Below are 13,810 nucleotides of genomic sequence, written 5' to 3' on the forward strand. Positions count from 1 at the left end.
CCGATGAGCACCACCCCCTCCCGCTGGCAGTTCTGGATCGACCGGGGCGGCACCTTCACCGACATCGTCGCGCGGCGCCCGGACGGCTCGATCACCACGGCCAAGCTTCTGTCCGAGAACCCCGAGCAGTACCGCGACGCCGCGGTGGCCGGCATCCGCAGGCTGCTGGGCCTGGGGCCCGGCGAGCTCATCACGCCGGCCCAGGTCGAGTGCGTGAAGATGGGCACCACCGTGGCCACCAACGCGCTGCTGGAACGCAAGGGCGACCGCACCCTGCTGGTCACCACACGAGGCTTCCGCGATGCGCTGCGCATCGCCTACCAGAACCGCCCGCGACTCTTCGATCGCCACATCGTGCTGCCCGAGCTGCTCTACGAGCAGGTGATCGAGGCCGACGAGCGCATCGGCGCCGACGGCGAGGTGGTGCAGCCGCTCGATGCCGGCGCCCTGCGCGCGGCCCTGGAAGCCGCCTATGCCGACGGCATCCGTGCCTGCGCCATCGTCTTCATGCATGGCTACCGCCACACGGCCCACGAACGCGAGGCCGCCGACCTGGCGCGCCATATCGGCTTCACCCAGGTGTCGGTCTCTCACGAGGTGAGCCCGCTGATGAAGTTCGTCTCGCGCGGCGACACCACCGTGGTCGATGCCTACCTCTCGCCCATCCTGCGCCGCTACGTGGAACAGGTGGCGGGCGAGATGCCGGGCGTGCCGCTGTACTTCATGCAGTCCAGCGGCGGTCTCACCCAGGCCGACCGCTTCCAGGGCAAGGACGCCATCCTCTCGGGCCCGGCCGGCGGCATCGTCGGCATGGTGCGCACGGCCGAGCTGGCGGGGTTCGACCGCGGGAACGTCCGGGTCATCGGCTTCGACATGGGCGGCACCTCCACCGACGTGTCGCACTACGCCGGCGAGTTCGAGCGCGCCTTCGAGACCCAGGTGGCCGGCGTGCGCATGCGCGCACCGATGATGAGCATCCACACCGTGGCCGCCGGCGGCGGCTCCATCCTGGCCTTCGACGGCTCACGCTTCCGTGCCGGGCCGCACAGCGCCGGCGCCAACCCCGGACCGGCCTGCTACCGCCGCGGCGGCCCGCTCACCGTGACCGATGCCAACGTGATGCTGGGCAAGATCCAGCCGGCGCACTTCCCCAAGGTGTTCGGCCCCAACGCCGACCAGGCGCTCGACCGCCAGGTGGTGGTCGAGAAGTTCACCGCCCTGGCGGCGGACATCGAGGCAGCCACCGGCGTGAAGCGTTCGCCCGAGGCGGTGGCCGAGGGCTTCATCGACATCGCCGTGGGCAGCATGGCCAACGCGATCAAGAAGATCTCGGTGGCACGCGGCTATGACGTGACCCGCTACACCCTGCAGTGCTTCGGCGGCGCGGGCGGCCAGCATGCCTGCCTGGTGGCCGATGCGCTGGGCATGACGCGCGTCTTCGTGCATCCGCTGGCCGGTGTGCTCTCGGCCTACGGCATGGGCCTGGCCGATCAGCGCGTGATGCGCGAGGCAGCGGTCGAGCGGCCGCTGAACGAGGCGGAACTGACAGCCCTGGCGGCCCAGGTCGAGGCCCTGGAGTGCGAGGCGCGCGAGGACCTCCTGGCCCAGGGCGTGAACACCCGCCACGTGTACACCGAGCGTCGCGCCCGGGTGCGCTACGAAGGCACCGACACCGCCCTGTCGGTGCCGCTGGGCACGGTGGCGCAGACGCAGGAAGCCTTCGAGGCCGCCTATCGCCAGCGCTTCGCCTTCCTGATGCAGGGCCGCGGCCTCGTGGTGGAGGCAGTGTCGGTGGAAGCCGTGGGGGCCGGCGAAGCGCCCGCCGAGCCCCGCCACGAGGTGGCCACCGAAGCCCCCGCCCCGGTGGCCGCCCAGGTCGAGCTGTTCAGCGGCGGCCGTTGGTGGCCGGCCTCGCTGGTGGTGCGCGAGCACACGCAACCTGGCCATGTGATCGCCGGCCCGGCCATCATCGCCGAACGCAACGCCACCACCGTGGTCGAGCCTGGCTGGCAGGCACGGGTGACCGAGTTCGACCACCTGGTGCTCGACCGTGTCGAGGCGCGCACCCAGCGCAAGGCCATCGGCACCTCGGTCGACCCGGTGATGCTGGAGGTCTTCAACAACCTCTTCATGAACATCGCCGAGCAGATGGGCCTGCAGCTGCAGAACACCGCCTACTCGGTGAACATCAAGGAGCGGCTGGACTTCTCCTGCGCCCTCTTCGACGCCGAAGGCAACCTCATTGCCAATGCGCCCCACATGCCGGTGCATCTGGGCTCGATGAGCGAGTCGATCAAGACCGTCATCGCGCGCAACCCCGGCATGCGCCCGGGCGACGTCTATGTGCTCAACGACCCCTACCACGGCGGCACCCACCTGCCCGACGTGACGGTGGTGACGCCCGTCTTCGACGACGCCGGCGCACGCGTGCTGTTCTACGTGGGCTCGCGCGGCCACCATGCCGACATCGGCGGCACCACCCCCGGCTCCATGCCCCCCTTCTCCACGCGCATCGAGGAAGAGGGCGTGCAGATCGACAACGTCAAGCTCGTCGAGGGGGGTGTGCTGCGCGAGAAGGAGATCCTCGCCTTGCTGGCCAGTGGCGAATACCCCTCGCGCAACCCGCAGCAGAACCTGGCCGACCTGAAGGCGCAGATCGCCGCCAACGAGAAGGGCGTGCAGGAGCTGCGCAAGATGGTCGAGCAGTTCGGCCTGGAGGTGGTGCAGGCCTACATGGGGCACGTGCAGGACAACGCCGAGGAGTCGGTGCGCCGTGTCATCACCGCGCTGAAGGACGGGCAGTTCACGCTGCCGCTGGACAACGGCGCGCGCATCCAGGTGGCCATCCGCGTGGATCAGGCTCAGCGCAGCGCGGTGATCGACTTCACCGGCACCTCGGCCCAGCTGCACAACAACTTCAACGCGCCCAAGGCGGTGTGCATGGCGGCGGTGCTCTACGTCTTCCGCACGCTGGTGGACGACGACATCCCGCTCAACGCCGGCTGCCTCAAGCCGCTGGAGGTGATCGTGCCGGAAGGCTCGATGCTCAACCCCCACCCGCCGGCCTCGGTGGTGGCGGGCAACGTGGAAACGTCCACCTGCATCACCAACGCCCTCTACGGCGCCCTGGGCGTGCTCGCGGCCAGTCAGTGCACGATGAACAACTTCACCTTCGGCAACGACCGCTACCAGTACTACGAGACCATCTCGGGCGGCTCGGGCGCGGGTGTCCTCACCGATGCGCAAGGCCAGGTGGTGGGCGGCTTCGACGGTACGAGCGTGGTGCAGACCCACATGACCAACTCACGCCTGACCGACCCCGAAGTGCTGGAGTTCCGCTACCCCGTGCGCCTGGACAGCTACGAGATCCGCCGCGGCTCGGGCGGCGCAGGCCGCTGGCGGGGTGGCGACGGCGGGGTGCGCCGCATCCGCTTCCTGGAGCCCATGACCGCCTCCATCCTCTCGAACGGCCGCACCGTGCCGGCCTTCGGGCTGGCCGGCGGCGAGCCGGGCGCCCTGGGCGTCAACCGCGTGGAGCGTGCAGACGGCAGCGTCGAGGTGCTGGCCCACATCGGCAGCACCGAGATGGGTATCGGTGACGTCTTCGTGATCGAGACCCCGGGCGGCGGGGGCTGGGGGCCGCCCCGGGGGTGACGATGAAGGAGGCAGGCCCACCGGGAGGAGACGGATCGAAGCGATTCCCCAACCGCTGCAACACACCCACACGGGGGCCTGCCAAAAAACCGGGGTGACGCGAGACGCGTCACCCTTTGCTTTTTACCACCAGGTCTCGGCCTGGATGCCGATCGAGGTGCCGGCCTTCTTGTCACCATACACCTGTTGGAGACGATCCGTCAGCGTGTTGCGTGCGGCCTCGTTCCAGATCGCGTGGGTCACGAACAGGCGGATGGTCGGGCGCGACCAGGCCTCGTTGCCGGCCGACACCGCACCGGCCAGCGTGAACTTGGTCATGTGGCGCGTGCCACTGCCATCGTCGGGCTTCACCTGGTCATGGCCCACCTCCAGCAGCACCCGGAACGGCCCGGAGATGTGCGTGTCAGTGCGTGCGCCCAGCGCAAACCACTTGTTGCCGGCATCGGCAGCGTCCTTGCGCACGCGGTATTCGCCCACCACGTCCAGGTTGGTGCCCGCGGTGATCTTGCCGCCGAACTGGACGATGCCGCGCGTGTTCTTCAACTCTCCCTGCTTGTCGTGCCGGAAGCCGAACAGCCAGTTGCCGCCCATGACCCCGTTGAGGCGCTGGTACAGGCCCACGGCCAGGCCGTTGTCCTGGTCGGCGGGATCGACACCGGTGGTCTGGTCGCGGCTCTTCAACTGGCCCGAGGGCGTGACGTAGATCGAGAGGTCCCCGCTGGGCGTGGTCTGCAGGCCGGTCAGGCGGATGGGCAGCGCATAGCGGTTGTCGTTGGCGGGGCCGCGGCCGTTCATCATGAAGCCGATGCTCAGCTTGCCGATGCCCACGTCCATGTCCTCGATGCCGGCGCCGTCGCCGTCGTTGATTTCCAGGAACTGGTCGTTGATGCCGGTCTGCAGGCGGTTGTAGAAACGGCGACCCGCCCAGACCTTGCCATTGGCCAGGCCGGCGATGTTGGTGCCATAGGCATAGACCTGGCCGAAGCGCGCGGTGAGTTCATCGGTGCCGGCTTCGGTCTGGCCCCAGGCACGGTAGACGCTGGGCATGAAGTGCACATGCCAGTCGGAGCCTTCGAAGCTGGCCAGCTTGGCGCTGAGGTTGGGCTCGATCACATAGTCGCACTCGTTGCCCAGGCGCCATTTCGTGTCGGCGCCCGCCAGCCCGAAGCACACCTGCGTGCCGCCGCGCGCGTTGATGCCGGTGCCCGCGCGCATGTAGCCCGAGAAATCAATGGACGCCGCATGGGCAGCGCTGGCCAGGCCGGCCCAGGCCAGGGCGGCGATCAGGATCTTGGTTTTCATGGTCAGGAATCTCCTCGTCTCTTGTGGTGGGAAGGAACAGGGCCGGCGAGTCCGGCGGTTGGGAAAGGGGTCACTGCAGGGCGCGGCCCTGGGTGTCGAACAGCAGGAGGTGCTGGGGGTCGGGCCGCAGGCCCACGGCCTGGCCCACGGCCAGCTCGGTGTGGCTCGGTGCCAGCCGCAGGGCCAGCGGCTCGTGGCCCTGCCCGCGCAGGCTCGCGTGCACGATCAGCGCATCGCCCAGGTGCTCCACCAGGTCGATGCGGGCCGCCCAGCCCTCGCCTTCTCGGCACAGGGCCAGGTGCTCGGGGCGCACTCCCAGGGTGAGGGCCTCGCCCGGTGCCGCCACCCCGGTGGGCAGCGGTACCGCACCGGCCCCATGCACCTGCAGGTGCAGCCCGGTGCCGGTGTCGGCGGCCAGCCCCTCGACGAAGTTCATGCGCGGCGAGCCCAGGAAGCCGGCCACGAAGCGGTTGGCCGGGCGCTGGTAGAGCGTGAGGGGTGCGCCCACCTGCTCGACGCGCCCGCCGTTGAAGACGGCGATGCGGTCGCCCAGGGTCATGGCCTCGACCTGGTCGTGCGTGACATAGACCATGGTGTTGCCGATCTCGCGATGCAGCCGCGACAGCTCGATGCGCATCTGCACGCGCAGGGCGGCGTCCAGGTTGGACAGCGGCTCGTCGAAGAGGAAGACCTTGGGCTTGCGCACGATGGCGCGGCCGATGGCCACACGCTGGCGCTGGCCGCCCGACAGCTCGCGCGGCTTGCGCGACAGCAGCGGCCCGATCTGCAGGATCTCGGCCGCGCGGCCCACTGCGGCATCGATCTCGGCCCTGGGCCGGCCGGCCATCTTCAGCGCAAAGCCCATGTTCTCGGCCACGGTCATGTGGGGATACAGGGCATAGCTCTGGAAGACCATGGCCACCCCGCGCTGCGAGGGAGGCACCTGGTTGAGGCGCTCGCCGCCCAGGACGATCTCGCCGTCGTTGATGTCTTCCAGGCCGGCGATCATGCGCAGCAGGGTGGACTTGCCGCAGCCCGAGGGACCGACGAAGACCGTGAACTCGCCATCGGGAATGTCCAGGTCGATGCCGCGGATCACCTCCATCCCCCGGCCATAGCTCTTGCGCACGCCGCGCAGGGTCAGGGCTGCCATCTCAGGTCCTCCGCTGCGAGGCGATGAAGTCGCGGTACCAGTGCGCGCTGGCCTTGGGCGTGCGCACCTGGGTGTCGTAGTCCACGTGCACCAGGCCGAAGCGCTTGTCGTAGCCCGAGTCCCACTCGTAGTTGTCGAGCAGGCTCCAGTAGAAGTAGCCCCGCACGTCCACGCCCGCTTCCATCGCACGGGCCAGGGCCTGCAGATGGGCGCGCAGGTAGTCGATGCGCGGCGCGTCGGCCACGGCCCCGTCCACCAGCCGGTCGGCGTTGGCCATGCCGTTTTCGGTGATGTAGATCGGCGGCAGGCGGTAGTTGCGGTGCAGCCAGGTGAGCAGCTCCGTCAGGCCTTCCGGGTAGATCTCCCAGCCCATGTCGGTCTCGCCCTGCAGCTTGGGCGCAGGCACCGGGGGCTGGGCGGCCGAGGCCCAGATGCGCGTGTAGTAGTTGATGCCGAGGAAGTCGAGCGGTTGGGCGATGATCGAGAAATCGTTTTCACGAGTGGCCGGATGGAAGGCCAGGCCATCGATCGCGGGATAGCGCTTCAGGAAGATCGGGTCCATGTACCAGCGCACGAAGCTGGCGAGCTGGCGTTCCGCCTCGGCCCGGTCGGCGGCGCTGTCGGTGGCCGGTGTGACCGAGGACTGGTTGAGCACGATGCCCAGCGGCGCACGCACGCCGGAGGCGCGCATGGCCTGCAGCGCCAGGCCATGCGACAGCAGCAGGTGGTGCGCCACCTGCACGGTCGCCTGCGGGTCGCGCCAGCCCGGGGCGAACTTGCCGACCTCATGCCCGAGGGTGGCCGCACACCAGGGCTCGTTGTGCGTGGCGATCGCCGCCACGCGGTCGCCCAGGCGGCGGCCCATCACGTCGGCGTAGTCGGCAAAGCGCTGCGCCGTGTCGCGCACCACCCAGCCGCCACGCTCCTGCAGGGCCTGCGGCAGGTCCCAGTGGTACAGCGTCACGTGGGGTTGGATGCCCCTGGACAGGAGCTTGTCCACCAGGCGGTCGTAGAAGCCCAGACCCTTGTCGTTCCACGCGCCCTGACCCAGCGGCTGCACGCGCGGCCACGAGATCGAGAAGCGATAGGCCTGCAGGCCCAGCGTGGCCATCAGGTCCACGTCGCTTTCATAGCGGTGGTAGTGGTCGCAGGCCACGTCGCCGGTGTGGCCCTGGAAGGTGGTGCCGCTCTGGTGCGAGAAGTGGTCCCAGATCGAGGGGCCACGCCCGTCCTCGTTGGCAGCGCCTTCGATCTGGTAGGCGCTGGTGGCAGCACCCCACAGGAAGCCGGGGGGGAAGGAAAGTGCAGTCACGAACAAAGTCCTAGTGGGTCGGAAGGGTCAGGATTTCACGGCGCCAGCGGTGAGGCCTTCGATGAGCCGGCGCGAGGCCACCATGAAGAGTGCGAGCAGAGGCAGCACGGCGATCGCGGAGCCCGCCGAGATGGCGCCCCAGGGGATCTGGCCGGTGCCTTGCAGCGAGCGCAGCGCCAACGGGATGGTGTACATCTCCATGTCGCGGATCACGATCAGCGGCCCGATGAAGTTGTTCCACGAGCTGATGAAGGTGATCAGGCCCAGCGTGCCCAGGGCCGGCCCGATGAGCGGCAGCACGATGCGCCAGTAGATGGCGAACTCGCCGCAGCCGTCGATGCGGGCGGCATCGATCAGCTCGCGCGGGATGGCCGACTCGATGTACTGGCGCATCAGGAAGATGCCCAGCGCCCCGACCGCGCCCGGGATGTAGAGCGCGCGCGGCTGGTCCATCCATCCCAGCCAGCTCATGATGAGCGCGGTGGGGATCATGCCCACGAAGGCCGGCAGCAGCATGGTGGCCATCACCGCGCCGAAGAGCCATTCGCGTCCCGGGAAACGGTACATCGCGAACGCGTAGCCGGCCAGCGAGCAGAAGAAGAGGTTCAGCAACGTGGACGCCATCGCGATGTAGACGCTCCAGCCCACGTTCTTCCAGAAGTGCGGCAGGCTGGTGAGCAGCTGGCGCAGGTTGTCTGCCAGCGCATCGCCGAACCACAACGGTGGTGGCATCGAGAGGATCTCCCGGTTGCTGTGGGTGGCGAACACGAGCATGAAGTAGAAGGGCCCGAGCATCATCGCCGCGCCGATGGCGACGACGAGGTAGGCCAGCAGCGTCTGCGGCGTGAGGGTGCGCGAGGAAGTGGTCATTGGCAAAGCCCTCAGTCGCGCCGACCGCCGAGCAGGCGATGGTTCGCCCAGGTGGCGGCGGCAATCATCAGGAAAAGCAGCCAGGCCACGGCCGAGGCGGTGCCGAAGTCGCCGTCCACGAAAGCGGTGGCGTACATGTGCATGGCCGCGGTCTTGCCGGCCTGGTCGATGCCGCCGGTGCCCCCTGTCAGGATGAAGGGCTCCTCGAAGAGCTGCAGGTTGCCGATGATGGTGAGCGTCACCGCAAAGAAGATCATCGGGCGCAGCAGCGGCAGCGTGATGTAGCGGAACTGCTGCCAGCCCTTGGCGCCGTCCATCTCGGCCGCTTCATAGAGATCGCGTGGGATGGTCTGCATGGCCGACAGGTACAGCACCGCGTTCCAGCCCACGTAGCGCCACCACACCACGAAGGCGATCATCCACTTCGTGTAGCCGGGCTGGCCCCAGTCGATGTTCTGCTCCGGGAAGAGCCAGCCGATCAGCGGCAAGTCGTGGAGGGGGGTGAGCACCGCATTGACCACGCCGAAGTCGCGCGAGAACAGCGACGAGAACACGAGCGACACCGCCACGGTGGACGTGATGAAGGGCAGGAAGTACAGGCCCACCACGAAGTTGCGCGAACGCTTCAGGGCGCGGTGGAAGAAGAAGGCCAGCGGCAGCGCCACCAGGTGCTGCGGCAGGCCTGACACCACGGCCAGCCACAGCGTGTTGTAGAGCGACTTGTGGAACCAGTCATCGTCACGCAGGCTGTAGACGTAGTTCTCCAGCCCCACCCAGCGCATGGCCTCCAGGCCGGCCGCCGGATCCCAGCGGTGGAAGGACAGGTAGAACGAGAACAGCAGCGGAAAGAGCCCGAACACCGCGAACAGGATGAAGAAGGGGCTGATGAAGAGATATGGTGCGCTGCGGCGCGACAGCCAGGGGCGGCGCCACCAGGCGGGCCGTGGGGTCGCGGCAGGCGCACGCTCGGTCACCGGCGCGGTGCCCGCCAGGGTGTTCGGGTTCATGGGGTCGGAAGCCAAGTCGTATGAGCCGGGAAGGGGTTGCTCAGCGGCGCACGCGTCGCTGCACCTGGGCCTGGGCGTCGGCCAGGGCCTGGCCGATGTCCTTGTTCTGCTCCAGCACCTTTTCCAGCTCGGCGTTCACCACCTCGGCGGCCACCGGGTCGAACTTGTCCACGCTCATCGCGGGGATGCGGCTGGCCGCTTCCTTCCACAGCACACGGGCCTTCTGCCCACCGAGGTATTCGATCGGTTGCTCGATGAAGGGGTCGTTCTGGGCCGCCAGCAGCGAGGGGAAGGCATCGATGCCGCGGAAGGCCTCGATCTGCATCTCCTTGTTGGTGGTGAGGAACTTGATGAAATCCCAGGCTGCCTGCTTGTTCTGCGCTTTCTTCGGGATGCCATAGAAGGAGCCGCCCCAGGAGGCATAGGCCCCTCCCGGCAACTGCGCCGAACGCCATTTCCCCTTCGACTCGGGTGCGAGCCAGTTGTTGAGGTGCCCGGCGAGCCAGGCCCCCATCATCTGCGAGGCGATGCGATCGCGCTTGAAGCCCTCGCTCCATTCGTTGGACCACGCGCTGATCTTGCCGTCGATGCCGGCCGTGCGCGCCGCCTTGGCCAGCTCGAAGGCCTTGCGGAAGCGCGCATTGTTGATGGTCGGCTGACCCTGCTTGTTGAAGTAGATGCCCTCACCGTCCTTGAGGTTGGAGCGGATGTAGATGTCCTTGATGTCCACCGCACTGGCCAGCAGCCAGGCGCCCGTGGCCGCCTTGAGCTTCTTGCCCGACTCGATGTAGGACTCCCAGCTCCGGGTGAGATCTGCCTCGCTCAGGCCAGCCTGGTCGAGCAAGTCCTTGCGATAGAAGAGCGCGCCGGGACCGATGTCCACCGGCATGCCCACCATCACGCCCTGGCCGCTCATGGCCAGCGGGTAGGTGAAGCGCGCCACCTGGTCGCGGAACTGCCCAGCGTTGTAGGGCGCCTTGCTCAGGTCCTCCATGCCGCCACTCTCGGCGAACTTGCCGATGAAGCCCATGTCGATGGCCATCACATCCGGCAGCCCGGCGCCGGTGGCCAAAGCCGTGGTCATCGCCGTGTGGTGGTCGGCGTAGGCCAGGCTGGTCAGCTTGATTTCGACGTTGGGATTGAGCTTCTTGTACAGCGGGATGGCGAGCTTGATGCCCCGGTCCAGGTCCGGGAAGGAGGCCACGTTCAGCGTCACGGTTTGCGCGCACGCCACACCCCATCCCATGGCCGCTGCCACCAGCGGTGCCCACATCTTCTTCATCGTCTTGTCTCCTCGCCCTTTCGGAGCTTGATGATGCCAGGATGGCATCGTTTTCATTAACAAACCCTATACACAGGCCACTCCGAGCCACCACCATTTGTCGGTTTGCTGCCATGCAGCAAGGCTTGAAGCGCCTTTCCTCAAGGATCGCGGGGGAGACACACACGGTGCGCGATCCATCAGGTTTCTGAAAGCGTTTTCAGAACGGCCGCATTTCAGCAAGGCCTGAAAACGTTGTCAACGCTGTGTCACGGTTTCATCGCGATAACCAGGGTAAGTCCCAGGAGGGGCTGGCGACACCGGCGCGCTCGGCAGCAAGGCCTCCAGCAGGGGCCGGCGCCAGGTGAGCGTGAGCGGCTCCAGCACGCCGAAACTGGAGGCCAGTTCCCAGTAGGCCCACGAGAATCCGCGCGCTTCGGCCTCGCGGCGAACGGCCGTGGTCCAGGCGATGCGGGTGGCTTCGTCGGCACGCGAATAGACCCCGAATTCACCCAGGAAGATCGGGCGGCGCTCGGCCCTCGCCCAGGCTTGCACGCGGTCGAAGTCGGCGCGCAGCTTCGCTCTTTCGGCCGCCGTGCCCCGCCAGGTGGTGCCCACCCAGTCGCCCGCCCCGCTCACCCATTCGGCGCCCTGATGGGTCACGGCCATGGGTTCGTAGTAGTGGAAGGTGGCGATGATGTTGCGGTCATCGCGCGGCAGTCGCAGGTCCGCCAGGGCGTCGGCGGCGTTCCAGTCTCCGCCGCCGATGATCAGCGTGCGGTGGGGGTTGCTCTCACGCACCACCGGCAGCACGGCCGCCAGGGCCTCGTTCCAGCGTGCGCGGGTCAGTTCCCGGTGGGGCTCGTTGAGCAGTTCGAACATCACCGTGGCCGGTGCGTCGCGGTAGTGCTCGGCCACCTGGCGCCACAGGGCCAGGAAGCGCTCGCGCTCGGTCTGGGGCTCCAGCATCATCCCGGCGTAGTGGTGCATGTCCAGGATCACCGCCAGCCCCTGGGCCTGTGCGAGGCGGATCACCCCATCGACCCGCTCGAAGAACTCGGTCGAGATCGTGTAGGGTGGCTTCAGGAAGGCACGCGCATCCCAGCGGATGGGCAGCCGGATGGCCGTGAACCCCGCCTGGGCGCTGAGCGTGATGAACTCGTCGCGCAGCATCGGCCCGGCCAGGCCCTCCCGGGCGTGCTCGAGCATGTTGCCGAAGTTGATGCTGCGCGCCAGCAGGCGGTTGCAGCTCTCGGCGCGCGCCTGGGGCGCCTGATCGAAGGAGCAGCCCCAGGCCGGCGGCGCGGCCAGGGCCCACCCCAGGGCCGCCAGTGCGGCAGCGCGGTACAGGAAGGGTTTCATGACGATGTGTCTCCGTTTTCAGAATTGGCGCCAGACAGCCTCTGGCGCAGTGGCCTGCCAAAATGGCCTGAAAACGTTATCATGAACCTCCACCGCAACCCATCCCTCACCACCCTGCCCGTGAGCCCAGACCTCGACACCCCCGCCGCCGTGACCGTGCTCGACGTGGCCCGCGCGGCCGGCGTCTCGCCCAGCACCGTCTCGCGCATCCTCAATGGCACGGCCCGCGTGGCGGCCGACAAGCGCGCGGCCGTCGAAGCGGCCATCGCGAAGCTCAACTTCCGCCCCAACCTCTTCGCCCGCAGCCTCAAGACCGGCACCACGATGACGGTGGGCATCGTCACGCAGGACGTCGAGAGCCCCTTCTACGGCCGGGCGATGAAGGGCATCGAAGAAGGCCTGAGCGGCAGCGGCTACGCGCCCATCATCGTGAGCGGGCACTGGAACGCGAAGGAAGAAGCCGAGCGCGTCGAACTGCTGATGGCGCGGCGCATCGACGGCCTGATCATCCTCACCGGCCACCTGTCCGACGAACAGGTGCGGGCCTTCGCGCTGCATCAGCCCGTGGTGGCCACCGGCCGCCAGGTAGACGGCCCCCAGCTGCGCAGCTGCCAGCTCGACCAGGAAATGGGCGGCTACCTCGCCACCCGCCACCTCATCAACCTGGGCCACCGCCGCATCGCCCACATCACCGGCCCGCAGGACCATGACGACGCCCAGCAACGTCTGGCCGGCTACCGCCGAGCCTTGCAGGAAGCCGGCCTGGCGGCCGATGCGGCCCTGGTCGTGCAAGGCGACTTCATGGAAAGCGGCGGCCTGATGGCCATGAGCCGGCTGATCGACAGTGGTGAGTCCTTCACGGCCGTGTTCGCCGCCAACGACCAGAGCGCCTACGGTGCACGCATGGCCCTGTACCGCCGCGGGGTGCGGGTGCCGGACGATGTCTCGGTCGTGGGTTTCGACGACCTGCCCGCCTCAGCTTACCTCACCCCGCCGCTGACCACCGTGCGCCAGCCCATCTACGAAGTGGGCCTGTATGCAGCGCGCACCCTGCTCGGCCTGATGGGCCACCCCGTCGAGCCCATCACGCTGCCGCCGATGGAACTCGTGGTGCGCGAGACCACACGCCGACTCTGAGGCGCCACAATGCGCGCATGACCTCGCGCATCCTGCTCACCGGCTTCGAGCCCTTCGGCGGCGAACGCCTGAACCCCTCGCAGGCTCTGGCCGAAGCACTGCACGGCCAGCGCGTGGGCGAGGCCGAGATCACCGGTCTCGTGCTGCCCTGTGTCTTCGATGATGCCCTGGCCGTGCTCAACCAGGCCCTCGATGCGCACCGCCCCGGCCTGGTTCTGGCGCTGGGCCAGGCCGGCAGCCGCGCGGACCTCACGGTGGAGCGTGTCGCGATCAACCTCAACGACGCCCGCATCCCCGACAACGCCGGCCGCCAGCCCATCGACACACCCGTGGTGCCCGGCGGCCCGGCCGCCTACTTCAGCACCCTGCCCATCAAGGCCATCGTCGCCGACCTGCGCGCCGCGGGCCTGCCCGCCTCGGTCTCACAGACCGCCGGCACCTTCGTGTGCAACCACGTGTTCTACGGCCTGATGCATGCCCTGGCCACACGGCATCCCGGCGCACGCGGCGGCTTCATGCATGTGCCCCTGCTGCCCGGGCAGGCCGCGCGCCTCGCGCCACCGACGGCGAGCATGGCGCTGGAGACCATGCGCGAAGGCGTTCTGATCGCCTTGCGGACGGCGCTGCACGAGCGTGTGGATCGGGTGGTGGGTGGCGGTGCGCTGGATTAGGGCGTGTTCACACTAATTGCGATGATGGTCGGGGCATTGGACACTTGGGGGCATGGAAATCACGCCCGAGCAATTCGCTGC

At 68.2% G+C, this 13,810-nt stretch carries 10 protein-coding genes; 3 read left to right on the plus strand and 7 right to left on the minus strand.

Translation table 11 applies throughout. The features are described from left to right. The first annotated feature begins 3 nt into the window (after positions 1-3). Positions 4-3,654: a hydantoinase B/oxoprolinase family protein gene (locus C1704_RS16855; RefSeq protein WP_104303905.1), complete on the plus strand. Its 3,651-nt coding sequence runs from the start codon at positions 4-6 to the stop codon at positions 3,652-3,654. A gap of 123 nt (positions 3,655-3,777) precedes the next feature. Here the strand turns inward: C1704_RS16855 and C1704_RS16860 are convergent, their stop codons facing one another. From C1704_RS16860 to C1704_RS16890, 7 genes are all read right to left on the minus strand, one after another. Further along, positions 3,778-4,956 (minus strand): carbohydrate porin, encoded by a 1,179-nt coding sequence (locus C1704_RS16860; RefSeq protein WP_104303906.1) that lies wholly within the window; start codon positions 4,954-4,956, stop codon positions 3,778-3,780. Between the two features lie 70 nt (positions 4,957-5,026). Beyond that, positions 5,027-6,109: an ABC transporter ATP-binding protein gene (locus C1704_RS16865; protein ID WP_104303907.1), complete on the minus strand. Its 1,083-nt coding sequence runs from the start codon at positions 6,107-6,109 to the stop codon at positions 5,027-5,029. Position 6,110: 1 nt separating this feature from the next. Next, positions 6,111-7,421 carry a GH1 family beta-glucosidase gene (locus tag C1704_RS16870; RefSeq protein WP_104303915.1) on the minus strand — a complete coding sequence of 437 codons (1,311 nt, stop codon included), beginning with the start codon at positions 7,419-7,421 and terminating at the stop codon, positions 6,111-6,113. A 27-nt stretch (positions 7,422-7,448) separates the two neighbouring features. Further along, the gene (locus tag C1704_RS16875; RefSeq protein WP_104303908.1) at positions 7,449-8,291 is read right to left on the minus strand and encodes a carbohydrate ABC transporter permease; all 843 of its coding nucleotides are present in this window, start codon (positions 8,289-8,291) and stop codon (positions 7,449-7,451) included. Positions 8,292-8,302: 11 nt separating this feature from the next. Then, on the minus strand, positions 8,303-9,298 hold the full coding sequence (locus C1704_RS16880; protein ID WP_104303909.1) for a carbohydrate ABC transporter permease: 996 nt from the start codon (positions 9,296-9,298) through the stop codon (positions 8,303-8,305). 40 nt (positions 9,299-9,338) lie between these two features. Further along, positions 9,339-10,580, minus strand: coding sequence for an ABC transporter substrate-binding protein (locus C1704_RS16885; RefSeq protein ID WP_104303910.1), 1,242 nt, complete (start codon positions 10,578-10,580; stop codon positions 9,339-9,341). A gap of 237 nt (positions 10,581-10,817) precedes the next feature. Continuing rightward, positions 10,818-11,921 (minus strand): glycoside hydrolase family 5 protein, encoded by a 1,104-nt coding sequence (locus C1704_RS16890; RefSeq protein WP_104303911.1) that lies wholly within the window; start codon positions 11,919-11,921, stop codon positions 10,818-10,820. Positions 11,922-12,002: 81 nt separating this feature from the next. Here C1704_RS16890 and C1704_RS16895 point away from each other — a divergent pair, with 81 nt between their 5' ends. Continuing rightward, entirely contained in the window at positions 12,003-13,058 is a 1,056-nt protein-coding gene (locus tag C1704_RS16895; protein WP_104303912.1) for a LacI family DNA-binding transcriptional regulator, read from the plus strand. Between the two features lie 17 nt (positions 13,059-13,075). Next, complete coding sequence (gene pcp / locus C1704_RS16900; RefSeq protein ID WP_104303913.1) at positions 13,076-13,729, plus strand: pyroglutamyl-peptidase I; 654 nt, start codon at positions 13,076-13,078, stop codon at positions 13,727-13,729. The last annotated feature ends 81 nt before the right edge of the window (positions 13,730-13,810 follow it).

Origin of the sequence: Caldimonas caldifontis (assembly GCF_002930615.1) — a bacterium.
In the GTDB taxonomy this organism is placed as follows: domain Bacteria; phylum Pseudomonadota; class Gammaproteobacteria; order Burkholderiales; family Burkholderiaceae_C; genus Caldimonas; species Caldimonas caldifontis.

Excerpts from the sequence above, each read along its gene's own strand:
- C1704_RS16865 (WP_104303907.1), bottom strand. The coding sequence starts at position 6,109 with ATGGCAGCCCTGACCCTGCGCGGCGTGCGCAAGAGCTATGGCCGGGGG.
- C1704_RS16880 (WP_104303909.1), bottom strand. The coding sequence starts at position 9,298 with ATGAACCCGAACACCCTGGCGGGCACCGCGCCGGTGACCGAGCGTGCG.
- C1704_RS16855 (WP_104303905.1), top strand. The coding sequence starts at position 4 with ATGAGCACCACCCCCTCCCGCTGGCAGTTCTGGATCGACCGGGGCGGC.
- pcp (WP_104303913.1), top strand. The coding sequence starts at position 13,076 with ATGACCTCGCGCATCCTGCTCACCGGCTTCGAGCCCTTCGGCGGCGAA.
- C1704_RS16890 (WP_104303911.1), bottom strand. The coding sequence starts at position 11,921 with ATGAAACCCTTCCTGTACCGCGCTGCCGCACTGGCGGCCCTGGGGTGG.
- C1704_RS16860 (WP_104303906.1), bottom strand. The coding sequence starts at position 4,956 with ATGAAAACCAAGATCCTGATCGCCGCCCTGGCCTGGGCCGGCCTGGCC.
- C1704_RS16885 (WP_104303910.1), bottom strand. The coding sequence starts at position 10,580 with ATGAAGAAGATGTGGGCACCGCTGGTGGCAGCGGCCATGGGATGGGGT.
- C1704_RS16895 (WP_104303912.1), top strand. The coding sequence starts at position 12,003 with ATGAACCTCCACCGCAACCCATCCCTCACCACCCTGCCCGTGAGCCCA.
- C1704_RS16875 (WP_104303908.1), bottom strand. The coding sequence starts at position 8,291 with ATGACCACTTCCTCGCGCACCCTCACGCCGCAGACGCTGCTGGCCTAC.